We start from the raw sequence: 16,117 nt of genomic DNA on the forward strand, positions 1-16,117 counted from the left end.
ATCAGGGTTTCGATGGGGCGCCCTCCTGGCCGGGTAAACCCTGCTGCCGCCTCGCAGCGTCGTTCGGGGCGCGTGGGGAAGTGCGGCCCGCGTCCGCCAGCAGCGGCAGCAGGCCGCGCTTCATCGCCGCTTTGGCCAGCGCATGCACGGCGACCGGGCTGGTGAAAAAGAGCAGCAGGCCGACCATCACCAGTTTGACCGTGATCAGGGTCAGCCCCGCCTGCAGCATCAGCCCGAGAAGAATCAGTCCGGCGCCGAGCGTGTCGGTGACGCTGGCGGCGTGCGCGCGCGTGTAGAAATCGGGCATACGCAGGAGACCCAGTGCGCCGATGACACAGAACAGGCCGCCGGCGAGCAGGCAGAACCAGCTCAGGATGTCGAGCAGCAGACTGCTCATCGCGCGGCCTCGTTCTCGGGCGGACGCTCAATCGGCTTGCGGTCGTGGAAAAACTTCAGCACGGCGACGGTACCGACCAGGTTGAGCAGGCCGTACACCAGTGCCAGGTCGAGGAACTCCGGCCGCCCGGTGAGAAAGCCGATCACGGCCAGCAGCAGCACGGTACAGGTGCCGATGGTATTGGTCGCCAGCAGGCGGTCGAAGACGCTCGGACCGAGCACCGCCCGGGCCAGCGTCAGGCTCACGGTGATCAGCAGTGCCACGGTGGCGGCGGCGAACATCAGGCGGGCTCCTCGAAAGTGGATTCTTCGAGGGCGGCCACGCGCCGGTCCATCGCGCTGCCGGCCAGGCCGGCGGCGCCGGCGGCGCTCAGTGCGTGTACCAGTATTTCGCCTGTGCTGACCTCGACGGTGATCGTTCCCGGCGTCAGCGTGATCGAGTTGGCATGGATCACCAGGCCCAGTTCGGTGCTTTGCAGAGGCTTGAAACGGGCCAGCGTCGGCGTGATCGGCAGGCGTGGATCGACAATGCGCCGGCTGACATCCCAGGCGGCGACGATGATTTCCTTGCCCAGCCAGGTCCAGTACCAGAACAGCGCCCGCCAGCTGACGTGTGCCGGGCGTCCCTGACGATCGAAGCGGTCCATGCGGTGCGCGAAGAGGAGCACGGCCAGGGCGCTGGCGGCACCGGCGACGATCAGAAAGGGTGTATAGATGCCGGAAAGCAGCAGCCAGAAAGCGCACAGCCCCAGCAAAGCACTCAGTGAGTAGAACACCTGACCCTCCATCGTCGTCATCAGAGGGCGCGCTCCTGGTCGCTGGGCGCCTGTCTGATGCCTTCATGCTAGGGCGACAGCGCGTGTCTGAACATTCGGGAACGCACGTACGGTTTTTCGCTGCTGGAGGCAGCCTGTGCAGCCCTGTCCAGATGTGAATCTGCGCACCGACCTACGGGTTTCACGTAGGCAGGCAGAGCAGTTACCAGCAGCAGTTACCCTTTGCGCGGTGGTGGTGCACAATGAACATCTCTTGCCAGCAATAGGGTTGGAACCAGTGATGAGCACCACAAGCCGACTGGGTTGGGCCGATGCTCTGTTGTTGATCGCGGGTTATCTTGCGCTCGACTGGACGAGCTTCTTCCATCCCCTGCATGGACCCTATATCACGCCCTGGAATCCGGCCCCGGCGCTGGGCCTGGTGTTCGTACTGCGCTATGGCTGGAAAGCCGCGCTGCCGCCGCTCGCGCTGGCCGTGCTGCTGGCCGAAATATGGGTGCACAGCTTGCCGGCGGCACTGCCGGCATCGATCGCCATTGCCGTCCTGGTGGCGCTCGGTTACGCCGCCATCGGCGGCGTTCTTGGGCGGCCGAGCGGCGGGTCGGGGATGTTTTCCGATCGTTCCGGCATCTTGCGGTGGTTGGCAATTGTCGTCGCCGGTACCCTGTTGACCAGCCTCCTTTTCGTGCTCGTCCTGGTCGGGCTGGAATTGGTGCCGGCCAGCGCCTGGCGCGAGGCGGTTGGCCGCTACTGGATTGGTGATGGCGTTGGCATTCTGGTTTCGATGCCTCTGCTATGGATGCTCTGCGACGAGCGCGGCCGCCTGCTGTTACTGGTCGCCGCCAAGCGGCCGGATACGCCGGCCTATCTCCTCGCCGCGGCGGCGGCCCTGTGGGGAGTGGTCGGCTTTGGCGCCGATACTGACTTCAAGTATTTCTACCTGCTCTTCCTGCCGATCATCTGGGCGGCGGCAAGGCAGGGCCTGGCGGGCGCCGTGCTCAGCGCGGCCGTGATCCAGGTCGGCATCATCATCGTTGTCCACCTGCAGGATTTTTCCGCGATCTCGGTTGTGGAAATTCAGGTGGTCACCGGAGTGCTGGTCGTGACCGGCTTTTTTGTTGGCGTGGTGGTCGATGAGCAGCAGCGCATCAGTGCCGAACTGCGCCACACACTGCGCCTGGCGGCGGCCGGCGAGATGGCCGGGGCCCTGGCCCATGAGCTGAACCAGCCGATTACCGCCCTGTCCGCCTACGGTTCGGCCTGTGAAGAGCTGCTCGCGCGCGGCGAAACCGGTGCGCGTCTGAAGGAAACCATCCGGCTGATGGTTGCCGAATCGTATCGCGCCGCCGAGGTGGTGCGCCGCCTGCGCGATTTTTTCCGCACCGGTACGACCCGGCTGGAGCAGGTTCCCCTACGCGACTTGCTGGCAGTGGCAACGGCCTCTTTCGCGAAACCGGCGGCCAGCGCCGGCGTGACTCTTACGGTCGAGCCGGTGCCGGAAGGCGCTCTCCTGGCCGATCGCCCGCAGCTCGAAGTGGTCCTCCGCAATCTGCTCGCGAACGCTCTCGCGGCGGTCTCCGAGCAGCCCGCCGACCGGCGCCTGGTGACTATCTCCGCCGCTCTGGAAGGCAGTGACCGGATCTGCATCAAGATCGAAGACAGCGGCCCGGGCTTGAGCGGCAGTGCTGCCGCGCGGCTATTCGAGCCATTCAAGTCCAGCAAATCGAGCGGGCTCGGACTGGGATTGGCGATCAGTCGGGCGATCGCCGAGGCGCATGGCGGCAACCTCTGGGCGGAGGTCGGCGACCGCGGTGTGTTTCGGCTGCTGCTACCTTTTGAAGGGGGGACTGCAAATGCCTGATTTGAACGTCTTCATCGTCGACGACGATGCCTCCGTGCGCGATTCCCTGGGCCTGCTGCTCAGCCTGCGCGGCTACCGCACGGCGATATTTTCCGACGCCGAGAGCTTTCTCCAGGCCTTGTCGCCGGACTGGCGTGGCTGCATTCTGCTCGACATCCGCATGCCGGGCATGGATGGCCTTGCCCTGCAGCGACGCCTGCTCGAACTCGGCTGCAGCCTGCCGGTGATCGTCATCACCGGGCATGGCGACGTCGAATCGGCACGCCACGCCTTCAAGGCGCAGGCTGCCGATTTCCTGGAAAAGCCGCTCGACCAGGGCAAGCTGATGGTGGCGATCGACGAAGCCCTGTTCACGTATCAGCTCAGCCGACACGAGAACGAGCAGCGCGCCCGCCTTGCCGGCCGGCTGGCGACGCTGACGCCGCGGGAGCGCGAAGTCATGGAGCTGATCGTCAGCGGCGGCCACAATCGCGACATCGCCGAGGAACTGGGCATCAGCCCGCGTACGGTCGAAGTGCACAAGGCGCGGGTCATGCAGAAGCTGAACGTCGATGGCGTCGCACAACTGGTCAGGTATAGCCTGGGGAACTGCTGACCCCCTGACCAGCATTCGCTGGCCGTCGTCCCCGGCCACCAAGGGTGACGACGACCTTGCAGCATCGGCCTGCAGGGCAATCTGACAAAATGGACTGTTTCAGTTACGATTTGTTTCGTAATGTCACAATCACGCACGCGCAGGCGATATCGGAGCAGGGCTCGCAGGCTGACCGAAGTCGTAGCGGGTGCAGCGTGCCGACACGACGTCAAGGCCCGGCCTGGTGGCAGCTACGGCGGTCGCTTGTCGAGGCAGTTTTGCTGCCCGGCAAAGCACCGAAAGTAGGTCATTGAGTCGGCAAGCCGTTCATTGCAGCCAACACGAAGGAAATGGATCATGCAGTTGTTGCCCCGCGTATTGCTGGCCGTCATGGCCGTTCTTTCTCCCATGGCCGCTTTCGCTGCTGGAGGGGGGGTCTCGACGGCGCTCGACCTGACCACCCACTGGGCGGGTTTCGCTGCGCTGGCCGTGTTCTTTCTCGCCTACGGGCTGGTCATTGCCGAAGAAACATTGCACCTGCGCAAGTCCAAGCCGGTGATGGTTGCGGCAGGGATCATCTGGACGCTGGTGGCGATTGTCTATGCGCAGAACGGCGACACGCATACCGCCGAGATCGCGGTACGCCACAACCTGCTCGAATTCGCCGAACTGTTCCTGTTCCTGCTGGCGGCAATGACCTACATCAACGCCATGGACGAGCGTGGCGTCTTCGATCTGCTGCGCGTCAAGCTGGTTTCGCAAGGCTTCTCGCTGCGTACCATTTTCTGGATCACAGGTGCCCTGGCTTTCGTGATTTCGCCGGTCGCCGACAATTTGACCACCGCCTTGCTGATGGCGACAGTGGCGAGCGCTGTCGGCGGGAGTAACAAGAAGTTCGTCGGTGTGGCGTGCATCAATATCGTCATTGCCGCCAACGCAGGCGGTGCCTTCTCGCCATTCGGAGACATTACGACGCTGATGGTGTGGCAGAAAGGCCTGGTGCAGTTTGGCGAGTTCTTCCGGCTGTTCCTTCCTTCCGTGGTGAATTGGCTGGTTCCCGCGGCGATCATGAGCCTGGCCATCGGCAATTCATCGCCTGATCCGGTCAAGGAAAAGGCGGTATTGCAGCATGGTGCCTGGGTTATCGTCGGCCTCTTTCTGGGCACCATCGTCATGGCGGTCTGCGCCCACAACTTCCTGCACCTGCCACCGGTCATGGGCATGATGACCGGCCTGGGTGTGCTGAAATTCTACGGCTACTACCTCAAGCGGCGCGCACACTTCAGCGACCGCCCGGCAGGGGAGCACCTGGGCGACACGGCTCTGGCCATGGAGCCGGCAGTGCCGAGCGTGCCAGCGCACGGCAGTGCTGCTGGCCAGTACAACATTTTCAAGGCTCTCGAACGTGCCGAGTGGGATACGCTGATGTTCTTCTACGGCGTCATCCTCTGTGTCGGCGGTTTGGGTACCATGGGCTATCTGTCCCTGGGCTCGGCGTTGATGTACGGCCAGCTCGGCGCAACGACGGCCAATATCCTGGTCGGATTCCTGTCCGCGGTGGTCGACAACATCCCGGTGATGTTCGCCGTGCTGGCCATGCAGCCAGACATGGACCTGGGTCAGTGGCTGCTGGTCACGCTGACTGCCGGCGTCGGTGGCTCGCTGCTTTCGGTAGGTTCCGCCGCCGGAGTTGCGGTCATGGGACAGGCGCGCGGCGTCTACACCTTTTTCTCCCACCTCAAGTGGAGTTGGGCGATTCTGCTGGGCTACGCGGCCAGTATCTGGACGCACTTCCTGGTTAATGCCAAGGCGTTTACCTGAACAGCCTGGTTTTGACTACTTATCACGGGCAAACGGGAAGCTGCCCACGACCGATTGTGCAGTTCTCGCCGTGTTCGCCTAGCGTCGCGACAGCAGTTGTGCAGCAATCGACTCGAGTTGCGGGGCTACTTCCTCAAGGTGCTGGCGGCCGATGTCGATGGCTTCGCGAGCGCGGTGGAAGTCCATCAGCTGGAAGTCTGCGAGGTCGGGGCGCAGGACCAGGTCGGGGGGGTCCATGGCCAGGCGGCTGCGTGTGATGTGGTCCTGCATGATGTTCACGGCGCTGCTCATGACTTCGAATAAACCGGGATCGTTGCGCTTGCTGCGGAAGGACTCCACCAGGCCGTCCACCAGGCCGGCCCACTTGCCCAGAATGGCAATGCCCTCGGCGCTGGCTTCGGGAGCTGCCTGGATTGCGGCGTCACTTGCCGCTGCCTTTTTCCGATCCTGACTGTCGCTAGTGCCTTCGGCTGCGCGCATGGCCATCGTCGTGAGCGAGCGGCGCAGGTCTATCGCAATAACCAGATCGGCACCAAGGGCCCGGCATAGCGAGACCGGAACCGGATTCACCACGCCGCCGTCGATCAGCCAGCGCTGCTGGTGCCAGGTGGGCGCGAGGAGACCAGGCAGGCCACTGGAGGCACGCACGGCGGCCATGAACGAGCCCTCACGCAGCCAGATCTCCTCGCCCGTGTAGAGATCTGTGGCCACGGCGCCGAAGGCTATGGGCAAGCTTTCGATCGGCGCGTCGCCGATCTGCTTGGCGATGGTGCGCATCAGGCGATTGCCGGTCATCACGCCGCCACCACGAAAAGTCGTGTCCACCAGGTGCCAGACGTCGCGCTGCGTGAGCGTGCACACCCAGCGTTCGAGGGCCTCGAGACGGCCGGCTGCGCAGGCTGCGCCGACGAGTGCGCCGACCGAGGCGCCGGTAATCACGTCGGGCCTGAGGCCGCGCTCGGCGAGCGCGCCGAGAATCCCGATATGCGACCAGCCGCGCGCCGACCCGCTGCCGAGCGCAAGGCCGAGGCGTGGACGGGTCATGGTCACCGCATCTGGCCGCTATAGCGCAGGTCTGGCTGCGTGCGTGAGCGGCGTGGCGAGCACCAGCGAGGCAACAACGAAAAGCAGCCAGGAGGCTTCGGGCATGGCGTGTTCCTTGTGGTGGTCGAGTGGTGCTTGAGTGGCGAGTCTAACGGGCGACGAAAAGCAGAGGCAAGTTCTTCCTTTGTGTCGTCCGCCTTGCTGCCGATTCGTCGCGTAGAGCTTTACAGCACGGGAGCGGATCCCTATAATGCCGGCTTCTTTCGTGCGGGGGTATAGCTCAGCTGGGAGAGCGCTTGCATGGCATGCAAGAGGTCCGCGGTTCGATCCCGCGTACCTCCACCAACAAGCCGAAAGAAGTTCCGGGTCCCCATCGTCTAGAGGCCTAGGACACTACCCTTTCACGGTAGGTACCGGGGTTCGAATCCCCGTGGGGATGCCAATATTCGCCGAAGCAAGAGCGTTCGCTCCCTTGTCTGGCTTCGGCCCAGGGTTATCAAAGAGGCACTCAGCGCGATGAAATGCGCGCAAAGCCGGGCTGTTGGCGTCGATGCCCTGCGCCTGGCCATTATTGATTACCCCCTTCCCTCGAGCGAGCAAGGGCAGTCATCAGACGAGCCTGGGCCTGTTTCTCACCGATGTCACTCGCCTATCATACGGCCCTGGCACGGCCCCCTTGTCGCAGTGCGGGACCGGCAGTCTGACACTGACCTTGCCGCTCAAGCAGGCATCCCTCTACTATCCTTGCCAGCTTGCATCGGTGATGGCACTTTCCAGCAGAGAAATCCTACGCAATTGCTTTTTCCAGTGAGCGCACGGAGATCTGTCTGGAATTGTAGGAAGCCCCTCTGAAATGTATGACGTGTTGGCGCGGGATTGCGATAATCTGGCTGTAGCTAAGGGCATGATCTTACGCCGTCGCGGCGGAGGACGTAGATATCAACCGAATGGAAGAGTGAGCCATGGAAAAATCACGGCAGGCAGGAAAAACGAAAGTTGTCATCGTCGGTGGTGTGGCGGGTGGTGCCTCGTGCGCCGCGCGGCTACGGCGGCTGGACGAGAACGCGGAAATCGTCATGGTGGAAAAGGGTCCCTACGTCTCCTATGCCAACTGCGGCTTGCCTTACCATGTTGGCGGCGTGATCGAGAAGGAATCGAGCCTCTTGGTGGCGACGTCCGATACCTTTCGCAGACAGTTCGCCATCGATGTGCGCACCGCTTGCGAGGCAGTCCGCATCTCGCCGGAGAGCAAGACCATCGAGTTGCGCGACGTGGCCAGCGGCGACGTGAGCACTGAGTCCTATGACAAGCTGGTGCTCTCTCCGGGCGCGCTTTCCGTTCGCCCGCCCTTGCCGGGTATCGACCTGCCGGGCATTTTTCAGGTACGGACCGTTCCAGATGCGCGCGCGATTCGCGAATGGATAGAGCGCGGCTCCATGTTCCTCGGTGGTATGGACAAGTATTCCGGCTTCCAGACGGTCAGGCCAAAAACCCGCGCGGTCGTTATCGGTGGCGGCTTCATCGGCTTGGAGACGGCGGAGAACCTGGTGCACCGAGGGTTCGACGTCACCCTCGTCGAGATGCTCGATCAGGTCCTGGCGCCGCTCGACCTGGACATGGCTCGCATCGTCGAAGGCTACGTCGAACGTCACGGCATTCGCCTGGCGCTCAACGACGGGGTGGCCGGCTTCCAGCAGGCGGGCGACGGTGCACTTGAGGTTTTGACGAAATCCGGAAAAACGCATCCCGCGGACATCGTTATCCTCGCCTTGGGAGTTCGCCCGGATACGGCGCTGGCGAAAACGGCTGGCCTGGAAATCGGGCAGCGTGGCGGAATTCGCGTTGACGAACAGATGCGCACCAGCGAACCAGATATCTTCGCCGTCGGCGATGTCGTCGAGGTCAGGGATTTCGTGACCAGCGAATGGAGCCTGATCGCCCTTGCCGGGCCGGCCAACCGCCAGGGACGTATCGCGGCCGACGTGATCGCTGGACGCGAGTCGCGCTATCGGGGGACCCAGGGGACTTCGATTATCGGCCTGTTTGGTGCGGCGGCGGCCTGGGTCGGCGTCGGTGAAAAGACACTCAAGCGCCTTGGCGATAGCGATTACGAGAAGATCTACCTCTATCCGAATTCACATGCCGGCTATTACCCGGGCGCCCGGCCGATCGCCATGAAAGTCCTTTTCCGCAAGAGCGATGGGCGCCTTCTCGGCGCGCAGGCGCTCGGCGAGGATGGCGTCGACAAGCGGGTCAGCGCGTTGGCGATGGCGTTGCAGATGGGGGCAACTATCTACGATCTCGAGGAAGCCGAACTTTGCTACGCGCCACAATTCGGTAGCGCCAAGGATCCGGTCAACTTCGCCGGGATGGTCGCCGCCGATGTCCTGCGTGGTGATATGCCATCGGGTCACTGGGATGACAGCGCTGCCGGCTTTCTCCTCGATGTGCGTGAAGCGACCGAACTGGCGGTGGAAAGTGTGCCCGGCGCGGTAAACATTCCGCTCGGACAGATCCGTGCCCGCCTTGGCGAGCTGCCGCGCGATCGGGAAATACAAGTCATCTGCCGCTCTGGCCAGCGCGCCTATTACGCGACCCGTGTCCTCCTGCAAAACGGCTTCAAGGCAAAGACGATCGCTGGCGGCATGCTTTCGCGCTTTCATACGCGTTTGCTGGAGGACTGAACGGAAGCGCCCTTCCAGCAGGAGAAATCGAGCCGGCTACAGGAGGCGGCTTGGGGCGGCGAGTTCATGTCTCTTTGTTGAGGTATAGCGAGCAATGAGCAGTAGTGATCAGAAAGGCGGGCACTGGAAGGAGAAGCTCTTCCGTAATTTCGGCGAGTACGCGACCATCGTTATCTACCTTACCCTCGTGTTTGCCGCTTTCACGCAGTATCGCCGGCTCGTCCTCGCTGCCCATGATATTAGCTACACGAACTACTGGATAGCGCTTGTCGAGGCGTTCATCCTGGGCAAGGTGATCATGATCGGCTCTGTGCTGCGCATTGGTCGTGGCCTTGAGAATATGCCCCTGATTTTTCCGGCGCTCTACAAAGCCGTCATGTTCACCCTTCTGGTTGTCGTGTTCACGCTCTGTGAGCATGGGCTCAAGGGACTATGGACAGGCAAGGGTTTCGGCAGCGGCTTGCTTGAATTCCTGGGTAAGGGCTCGCATGAATTACTCGCCGGGTCTCTGGTCATCTTGGTGGCCCTGACCCCCTTCTTCGCCATCAGGGAGCTTGGGCGGGTCGTGGGTACGGACAAGATATGGGCTCTATTTTTCCGGGCACGACCTCGTCAATGAATGTTTGAACGCTCGCCACGGATGAGCGACCACCTCTGGAATAGAAACATGCCGATCCGTCATGAGAGCCACCGTTTTTTCCGCCGCTTTGTGCGCTGCCAGGTCTGGGTCTTGTTGCTGGTTTCGGCGCTGTTGAACCCAACAGCGGCCGCGGAGGCGCCGGAACTTGAGCTTCTGCGCCAGGCGACGGCAGATCTCGGTCGCATTGAACGTCAGCTCGACTCCGCCGGGACAGCGACAAAGCAGGAGCTGAGAACGCTTGAAGCGCAAGTCGGCACGGTTCGTGCAAGCGCGCTGAACTGCGTGCAAGGGGCGACGCTGGAGGTCAAGAAGCTGGACCGCGAGCTGGCCATCCTCGGCCCAAATGGCCGCGCGGACGGCGGGCCGGCCAAAGGGGGCTCCTCGAGCGAGCAAGCTGACAAGCCGGTTTCGTCCGCCATCGGCGAGCCGCTGCAAGATGTGCAGCGCCGTAAGGCCGACCTGGAAGAACATATTGCCCGCTGCAAACTGCTACTGCTACGCACTGACGATCTGGACGCGCAGGTGAACCATTACCAGCGCCGTCTGCAAGCGCGGCAGCTACTGGTGCGCGGACCTGGCCTGGTGGATCTGGTGCGGGCCAATCTGGATGGGGCGGAGCGCTGGCTGGACTTTACGACCCAACTGGCGGCGCGATCCACCGGCTGGCATGCGCTTGGCCCTCTGCAACTGGCTGTTGCCGCGGCCCTTGGATTGCTGGGCTTTTTCCTCGGCCGCCGTGTGCAGCGCCGGCAGCTGGCCCAGGTGGCCGCCATGAAAGTCGAGAATGGGGACGTCTCTGCCGGACTTGTTCAGGCGCTTGTCGCCTGTGCCATCAGCTATGCGCCTGTTCTGCTTACTCTCGGAGGTATCAGCGCCTATGTGGCGATCATTCCGCGTGCCGGTGGCGATCTGCCCTTTGTCGCCAATCTGGTTTACGGCCTGCTCGCCTACTTTATTGTCGTGGTCGGTATCCGAAGCCTGCTCAGCCCCTGTCGGCCCGCGACCTACTATCTGAGCTTGTCGGAGAGCGTTGCGCGACCGCTGGGCCGGCGTAGCCGCATGTTGCTCCTGCTGGCGCTGATCTGGTGGCTGGTGCAAGAACTCCGGGCGGAGGGCCTGCTCAGCGAGATCATGTTTGCGCTGACCAGAATGGCTTTCGACGTGATCTGGGTTCTCAATGTCATCTGGGTTATCTGGCTGCTGCGCCGGCTCCATGACTGGCGTGACAAGTGGACCGCCCCGCTGCTCATCAGCCTGGCCTTGTTCGCTGGCCTGGTTGCCGGCTGGATCGGCTATGCGAACCTCGAGAGGCTGATAATCAACGGCGTCAGCGTCAGCTTGCTGCTGTTCGGGCTGGCCCTGGTGGCGAGTCGGTTTTTCGCCGATCTGTTCGATGGCCTGGACGAGGGACGCTATCGCTGGCAAAAAGCCCTGCGTCAGGCCATCGGACTCAAGGACGAGGAGTACGTGCCCGGCCTGTACTGGTTGCGACTGCTGGTCAAGCTCTTGCTGTGGATTGCTGTCGCCTTGCTGGTGTTGCGTGTCTGGGGAGCTGGTGAGATCAACAGCGATATCCTGCGCTATTTCACGGAGGGTTTCGAGGTCGCCGGCGTGAGCATCGTCCCCGGTCAATTACTGTGGGCCATCCTGGCGCTCGTCGTCCTGCTCACACTGACCCGCTGGTTCAAGGGCCGCCTGGAGTCGAAATGGTTGCTCAATTCACGCATGGAGCACAGCGCACGGGAAGCGCTGGTCACCACTTTCGGTTACGTGGCCGTGGCTCTTTCGGTCATCGTTGCGCTATCGATCGCCGGCATCCAGTTCACCAATTTGGCCATCATTGCCGGTGCGCTGTCGGTGGGCATCGGTTTCGGCCTGCAGAATGTCATCAATAACTTCGTATCCGGCATCATCATGCTGGTGGAGCGGCCGGTGAAGTCCGGCGACAGGATCATCGTTGGCGGCACCGAGGGTTACGTCGAGCGCATCAGTATTCGCACGACGACCATACGTACCTTGGAGCGCGCCGATGTGATCGTGCCCAACTCGGACCTGATCTCCGGCCAGGTGACCAACTTGACGCTGCGCAATACCTGGGGAAGGATCACGGTACCCATAGGCGTTGCCTACGGCAGCAAGGTCGAGAGAGTCATCGAGATCCTTCACGAGGTCGCCAACAATCACCCGGAAGTCATCCGCGGCAACCCGCAGCTATCCGAGCCCTATGCACTGTTTCTGAGCTTCGGTGACAGCGCGCTGATGTTCGAGTTGCGGGCCTTTATCCGCGAAGTCGACCGGCGCCAGCGCGTGATCAGCGACATCAATCGTGCCATCGATGCCGCGTTCCGCGAAGAGGGCATCGAAATCCCCTTTCCGCAGCGTGATATCAATTTCCGCGGCCCTTTGCGGATCGAGCGCACCCCGGTGCGGGGAAGACAAGCCGGCTGAGCGCGGGGAGGAGGCGATGAAGAAGCTGATCCGGCCAACATGTGAATTGCGCGGCCAGCTTGCTGTCTGTAACGGTGGCTGCGCCTGTCATACTGGCGGGCAAGCTGAGGGTGGAAACCCGGCTCCCCCGCGCTTCCCCAATTACCCGCCGCAACACTGTTTGCGGCAAACCTCAAAACGGAGTCCCCCATGAAAGGTGACAAAACGGTCATTCAGCTGCTCAACAAACAGCTGGCCAACGAGCTCGCGGCGATCAACCAGTATTTCCTGCACGCCCGGATGTACAAGAACTGGGGTTTCAACGCCCTCGGCAAGCACGAGTACGAGGAGTCGATCGAAGAAATGCAGCACGCCGACAAGATCATTGAACGTTTGCTGTTTCTCGACGGCCTGCCCAAGATGGAGGTGCCGAAGCTGTCCATCGGCACCAACGTTCCCGAGTGCCTGAGCGGCGACCTCAAGCTTGAGCACGCTGCGCACGCCGACCTTATCGACGCCGTCAGCCACTGCGAATCCGTCAAGGACTACGTCTCCCGCGACCTGCTGCAGGAGATCCTCAATGACACCGAGGAGCACCTTGACTACCTCGAAACGCAGCTCGATCTGATCGACAAGGTTGGCTTGCAGAACTATCTGCAGACGCAGATGGGCGGGGCGTCAGGGGACTGATTGTCGGCTGGCCGCCTAGTGATGTGCGGGCTGGCTCGCCAAGCTCCGTGCGGCTACTCCGCTTGCCGCGAATCGAGGCTGATCGTTACCGGACCGTCGTTGATCAGGTGAACTTGCATGTCGGCGCCAAAGACGCCGGTCGGCACCTGCCGTCCCAGGGCGTTTTCGAGGCACAGGACAAAGCGCTCGAAGAGAGGTTGCGCCAGGTCCGGCGGTGCCGCGCGGTTCCAGGAAGGGCGGTTTCCCTTCCGGGTCGATGCAAAGAGGGTGAACTGGCTGACCGCCAGCATTTCGCCATCGGCATCGACGACGCTGCGGTTCATGACCCCGGCCGCATCGGCAAAGATGCGTAGCCGGGCCAGCTTGGCGGCCATCCAGTCAAGATCGGCGTCGGCGTCGGAGGGCTCGAAGCCGGCCAGGACCAGCAGACCGGCGCCGATGCTGCCGGTCACTTGACCATCGACTTCCACCCGTGCCGAGGCGACGCGTTGGGCGACGACCCGCATCCCTTGCTCAGCTTTCCGGCACGCCGCGTGGTTCGCCGGGCGCCAGCCAGCGGACGGCATTGTGCAGAGGTTCCGGCTGTAAGGTGACGTGCGTGATGCCCTGCTCGGAGAGGACCTGCCGACTGGCGGCAAGGACCGCCGGCCAGTGCGCCAGCGATTCGACGACCAGATGCGCCGATAGCGCGATACGGTTCGACGACAGGGTCCAGATGTGCAGATCGTGCACCGAGGCAACGCCCGGCACGCCGGCCAAGCGGCGACCGACCTGCTCGGTGGACAGGCTCACCGGGACACCTTCCATCAACGCCTGCAGGACCTCGCGCAGCAGGCGCAGGCTGGATACCAGCATCAGCGCACAGATCAGCAGCGAGAGCAGCGGGTCGACGGTCATCCAGCCGGTCCACATGATCACCGCACCGGAGACCAGCGCGGCCACCGAACCGAGCAGGTCACCGAGCACGTGCAGCAGGGCTCCGCGGGTATTCATCGTTTGCTCGCCGTGCATCAACAACCAGGCAACACCGATGTTGAGCACCAGTCCAATCGCCGCAACGATGGTTACTGCTTCGCCGTTGACCACCCCCGGTTCGAGAAAGCGGCGCACCGCCATCACCGAAATGCCGACCACGACCACGACCATGAACAGCACATTGGCCAGCGCTGCCAGGGTTTCGACGCGGCCGTAGCCGTAGGTGTGCCGTTGTGTCGGCGGCCGTTTCGAGATCCAGGCGGCAAAGGCGGCGAGGGCCAGCGAAGCACTGTCGGTGACCATGTGCCCGGCATCGCCGAGCAGTGCCAGCGATCCCGACCAGAAACCGGTGACCGCCTCGACGGCGGCAAAGCCCAGCGTCAGCAGCAACGCCCAGATCAGGCGCGGGCCGGCGTCCGCGTGGTGGTGATGCGCGTGGCCATCGTGATCGCCATGCGCGCCATGGTCGTGCGCGGCGCGGCCAGCTACGTGCGAATTGCCGTCGTGATCGTCGCCCTCGTGGCCCTCGTGCTTATCGTGTGGGTGGTGTTCGCTCATACTGCCGACATTCTAGCCGACATAAATGGCGCTGGGGGTCAGCTCGGGACTGCGGGCGGAAGATGCTGCCGTTTGCTGAAAGGAGAAAAGGATGCGGGTACTACTGGTCGAAGACGACGCAATGATCGGCAATGCCGTTCTCGCCGCCTTGCAGGATGCTTCCTACGCAGTTCAGAGAAATCATCAAGAACATTGGGGGGGTTGGATGGATGGTCTCGAAAAGCGTCTGAGAGAGTCGCTGCAAAGCAAGCTGTCCGTCGGGCTGTCCCTGACGATTCTCGGTGTGGCCCTGATCGCCGGTATCTTCGCTTTTTTTCTGGCGCACCATGAGGCTGAGGAGTTGCAGGACGATGTGCTGCGGCAGCTTGCGGCGGCCATTGTCCGGCAACATTTGGCCTTGACTACTCCGCCTGTGGGAGAACTCGGTAACGAGGAAGTTCGTGATCGGGAGAATCGCGTTTTCGTGCAACTCCTCGCCAGCAGTTCCTCGATCGCCAGCGGTGTGTCTGCCGATCTGCCCTTGGCGCTGCCAGCAGATCTGGTCGACGGTCTGCAGACGGTGAGCATTGGTCATGAACGCTATCGCGTTCTGGTCAGGGCTCTTGACAGTGGGGAGCGCCTAGCCGTAGCGCAGGACACGGCCGTTCGCGACGAAATTTCTCGCGGCGGCGCGCTACTCACGCTGACGCCCTTCCTTATCCTGGTTCCGATCCTGCTATTGGTCGTCGCCGCGATGGTTCGCAAGATATTTCGCCCGGTTGCCGCGCTCGCCCATGAAATCGATCAGCGCCACGAGGACGAGTTGCATCCGATTGCCCCCGAGACTTTGCCCAACGAAATCCGCCCCTTCGTTCTGGCCATCAATCGGCTCTTGCGGCGAGTAGAAAAATCGATGGATGCGCAGCGGCGTTTCATTGGCGATGCGGCCCACGAGTTGCGCTCGCCGCTGACTGCGCTCTCCTTGCAAGCCGAACGCCTCGCCGCGGCCGAAATGTCGCTCAACGCCCAGGAACGACTGAAGACCCTGCGCCAGGGTATCGAACGTGGCGCAGCATTACTGGATCAACTGCTGGCTCTGGCCCGTGCCCAGGCGTCGGCCAACACCTCGCAAAGCAGGCTGTCTGTACAAGAGGTTTACCGGCGCGTGCTGGAGGACTTGATGCCCTTGGCTGAAGCGAAGGCGATCGATATTGGCGTCGTCTGCGCTGCCGACGCCGAAGTGGTCATTAACGACTTTGACTTGATGACTCTCGTCAAGAACCTGGTGGGGAACGCGATTCGTTACACGCCGGCCGGTGGGCGCGTCGACTTGTCGGTGCTGGCTACCGCCGCCGCGACGACGCTGGTAATTGAAGATAGCGGTCCCGGCATTCCGGACGCAGAGCGAGAGCGGGTGTTTGATCCGTTCTATCGCGTCCTGGGCAGCAACGAAATCGGTTCGGGCCTCGGTCTGTCGATTGTTCGGGCTATTGCCGTCCGCGTGGGCGCCACGCTGGCTCTTGGCTTTGCCGACCAGCCATCGTGTTCAGGCCTGCGCGTGACGGTGACTTTTCCAGCCGTAGAGAAGCGATGCTGCGATTGATCCGGGCGCAACCCTGTTCGCCGATCAGCAGCTGCCCCGGAGCCAGCGACAGCACGGTCTGCGTCGAGCGCGCATGGCCCAGGATGACC

14 protein-coding genes and 2 tRNA genes are annotated in these 16,117 nt (G+C 62.7%); 10 read left to right on the forward strand and 6 right to left on the reverse strand.

Translation table 11 applies throughout. The features are described from left to right. Position 1: 1 nt before the first annotated feature. From mnhG to V5B40_RS00740, 3 genes are read right to left on the reverse strand one after another with little or no spacing between them, the layout of a single operon-like run. On the reverse strand, positions 2-397 hold the full coding sequence (mnhG, locus tag V5B40_RS00730; RefSeq protein WP_332352661.1) for a monovalent cation/H(+) antiporter subunit G: 396 nt from the start codon (positions 395-397) through the stop codon (positions 2-4). Further along, positions 394-678 carry a monovalent cation/H+ antiporter complex subunit F gene (locus tag V5B40_RS00735; RefSeq protein ID WP_332352662.1) on the reverse strand — a complete coding sequence of 95 codons (285 nt, stop codon included), beginning with the start codon at positions 676-678 and terminating at the stop codon, positions 394-396. Before V5B40_RS00735 ends, mnhG begins: the two co-directional genes overlap by 4 nt. Then, a complete protein-coding gene (locus tag V5B40_RS00740) occupies positions 678-1,193 on the reverse strand; it encodes a Na+/H+ antiporter subunit E (RefSeq protein ID WP_332352663.1) in 516 nt (171 codons plus the stop codon). The genes V5B40_RS00735 and V5B40_RS00740 overlap by 1 nt, the downstream gene beginning before the upstream one ends. Positions 1,194-1,452: 259 nt before the next feature. Between V5B40_RS00740 and V5B40_RS00745 the strand changes: the two genes are divergently transcribed. The 3 genes from V5B40_RS00745 (at position 1,453) to nhaD (ending at position 5,428) form a co-directional block, all read left to right on the forward strand. After that, positions 1,453-3,033, forward strand: a complete 1,581-nt coding sequence (locus V5B40_RS00745) for a sensor histidine kinase (protein ID WP_332352664.1) — start codon at positions 1,453-1,455, stop codon at positions 3,031-3,033. After that, positions 3,026-3,628, forward strand: coding sequence for a response regulator transcription factor (locus tag V5B40_RS00750; protein WP_332352665.1), 603 nt, complete (start codon positions 3,026-3,028; stop codon positions 3,626-3,628). The genes V5B40_RS00745 and V5B40_RS00750 overlap by 8 nt, the downstream gene beginning before the upstream one ends. Positions 3,629-3,964: 336 nt before the next feature. Continuing rightward, positions 3,965-5,428: a sodium:proton antiporter NhaD gene (gene nhaD, locus V5B40_RS00755; RefSeq protein WP_332352666.1), complete on the forward strand. Its 1,464-nt coding sequence runs from the start codon at positions 3,965-3,967 to the stop codon at positions 5,426-5,428. 78 nt (positions 5,429-5,506) lie between these two features. On the opposite strand, the gene V5B40_RS00760 is transcribed toward nhaD, so the two are convergent. Next, positions 5,507-6,472 carry a patatin-like phospholipase family protein gene (locus tag V5B40_RS00760; RefSeq protein WP_332352667.1) on the reverse strand — a complete coding sequence of 322 codons (966 nt, stop codon included), beginning with the start codon at positions 6,470-6,472 and terminating at the stop codon, positions 5,507-5,509. A gap of 269 nt (positions 6,473-6,741) precedes the next feature. Between V5B40_RS00760 and V5B40_RS00765 the strand changes: the two genes are divergently transcribed. The 6 genes from V5B40_RS00765 to bfr all read left to right on the forward strand — a co-directional run bounded on the left by V5B40_RS00765 (position 6,742) and on the right by bfr (position 12,913). Continuing rightward, positions 6,742-6,817: transfer RNA gene (locus tag V5B40_RS00765), tRNA-Ala, on the forward strand. A gap of 21 nt (positions 6,818-6,838) precedes the next feature. Next, a tRNA-Glu gene (locus V5B40_RS00770) sits at positions 6,839-6,914 on the forward strand. 520 nt (positions 6,915-7,434) lie between these two features. After that, the gene (locus tag V5B40_RS00775; protein ID WP_332352668.1) at positions 7,435-9,156 is read left to right on the forward strand and encodes an FAD-dependent oxidoreductase; all 1,722 of its coding nucleotides are present in this window, start codon (positions 7,435-7,437) and stop codon (positions 9,154-9,156) included. Positions 9,157-9,250: 94 nt separating this feature from the next. After that, positions 9,251-9,775 (forward strand): hypothetical protein, encoded by a 525-nt coding sequence (locus V5B40_RS00780; protein WP_332352669.1) that lies wholly within the window; start codon positions 9,251-9,253, stop codon positions 9,773-9,775. Positions 9,776-9,823: 48 nt separating this feature from the next. Next, on the forward strand, positions 9,824-12,244 hold the full coding sequence (locus V5B40_RS00785) for a mechanosensitive ion channel family protein (RefSeq protein WP_332352670.1): 2,421 nt from the start codon (positions 9,824-9,826) through the stop codon (positions 12,242-12,244). Positions 12,245-12,433: 189 nt separating this feature from the next. Further along, complete coding sequence (gene bfr / locus V5B40_RS00790; protein WP_332352671.1) at positions 12,434-12,913, forward strand: bacterioferritin; 480 nt, start codon at positions 12,434-12,436, stop codon at positions 12,911-12,913. Positions 12,914-12,966: 53 nt separating this feature from the next. On the opposite strand, the gene dtd is transcribed toward bfr, so the two are convergent. Further along, on the reverse strand, positions 12,967-13,419 hold the full coding sequence (gene dtd, locus V5B40_RS00795) for a D-aminoacyl-tRNA deacylase (RefSeq protein WP_332352672.1): 453 nt from the start codon (positions 13,417-13,419) through the stop codon (positions 12,967-12,969). Between the two features lie 7 nt (positions 13,420-13,426). Then, positions 13,427-14,446, reverse strand: a complete 1,020-nt coding sequence (locus V5B40_RS00800) for a cation diffusion facilitator family transporter (protein ID WP_332352673.1) — start codon at positions 14,444-14,446, stop codon at positions 13,427-13,429. 205 nt (positions 14,447-14,651) lie between these two features. Here V5B40_RS00800 and V5B40_RS00805 point away from each other — a divergent pair, with 205 nt between their 5' ends. Further along, entirely contained in the window at positions 14,652-16,028 is a 1,377-nt protein-coding gene (locus V5B40_RS00805) for an ATP-binding protein (protein ID WP_332353221.1), read from the forward strand. Positions 16,029-16,117 lie beyond the last annotated feature (89 nt).

This window comes from Candidatus Accumulibacter meliphilus, assembly GCF_036625345.1.
GTDB classification, from domain to species: domain Bacteria; phylum Pseudomonadota; class Gammaproteobacteria; order Burkholderiales; family Rhodocyclaceae; genus Accumulibacter; species Accumulibacter meliphilus.

What these genes read in the sequence shown, in the direction of transcription:
- mnhG (WP_332352661.1), bottom strand. Translation starts at nt 397, where the DNA reads ATGAGCAGTCTGCTGCTCGACATCCTGAGCTGGTTCTGCCTGCTCGCC.
- V5B40_RS00735 (WP_332352662.1), bottom strand. Translation starts at nt 678, where the DNA reads ATGTTCGCCGCCGCCACCGTGGCACTGCTGATCACCGTGAGCCTGACG.
- V5B40_RS00740 (WP_332352663.1), bottom strand. Translation starts at nt 1,193, where the DNA reads ATGACGACGATGGAGGGTCAGGTGTTCTACTCACTGAGTGCTTTGCTG.
- V5B40_RS00745 (WP_332352664.1), top strand. Translation starts at nt 1,453, where the DNA reads ATGAGCACCACAAGCCGACTGGGTTGGGCCGATGCTCTGTTGTTGATC.
- V5B40_RS00750 (WP_332352665.1), top strand. Translation starts at nt 3,026, where the DNA reads ATGCCTGATTTGAACGTCTTCATCGTCGACGACGATGCCTCCGTGCGC.
- nhaD (WP_332352666.1), top strand. Translation starts at nt 3,965, where the DNA reads ATGCAGTTGTTGCCCCGCGTATTGCTGGCCGTCATGGCCGTTCTTTCT.
- V5B40_RS00760 (WP_332352667.1), bottom strand. Translation starts at nt 6,472, where the DNA reads ATGACCCGTCCACGCCTCGGCCTTGCGCTCGGCAGCGGGTCGGCGCGC.
- V5B40_RS00775 (WP_332352668.1), top strand. Translation starts at nt 7,435, where the DNA reads ATGGAAAAATCACGGCAGGCAGGAAAAACGAAAGTTGTCATCGTCGGT.
- V5B40_RS00780 (WP_332352669.1), top strand. Translation starts at nt 9,251, where the DNA reads ATGAGCAGTAGTGATCAGAAAGGCGGGCACTGGAAGGAGAAGCTCTTC.
- V5B40_RS00785 (WP_332352670.1), top strand. Translation starts at nt 9,824, where the DNA reads ATGCCGATCCGTCATGAGAGCCACCGTTTTTTCCGCCGCTTTGTGCGC.
- bfr (WP_332352671.1), top strand. Translation starts at nt 12,434, where the DNA reads ATGAAAGGTGACAAAACGGTCATTCAGCTGCTCAACAAACAGCTGGCC.
- dtd (WP_332352672.1), bottom strand. Translation starts at nt 13,419, where the DNA reads ATGCGGGTCGTCGCCCAACGCGTCGCCTCGGCACGGGTGGAAGTCGAT.
- V5B40_RS00800 (WP_332352673.1), bottom strand. Translation starts at nt 14,446, where the DNA reads ATGAGCGAACACCACCCACACGATAAGCACGAGGGCCACGAGGGCGAC.
- V5B40_RS00805 (WP_332353221.1), top strand. Translation starts at nt 14,652, where the DNA reads ATGGATGGTCTCGAAAAGCGTCTGAGAGAGTCGCTGCAAAGCAAGCTG.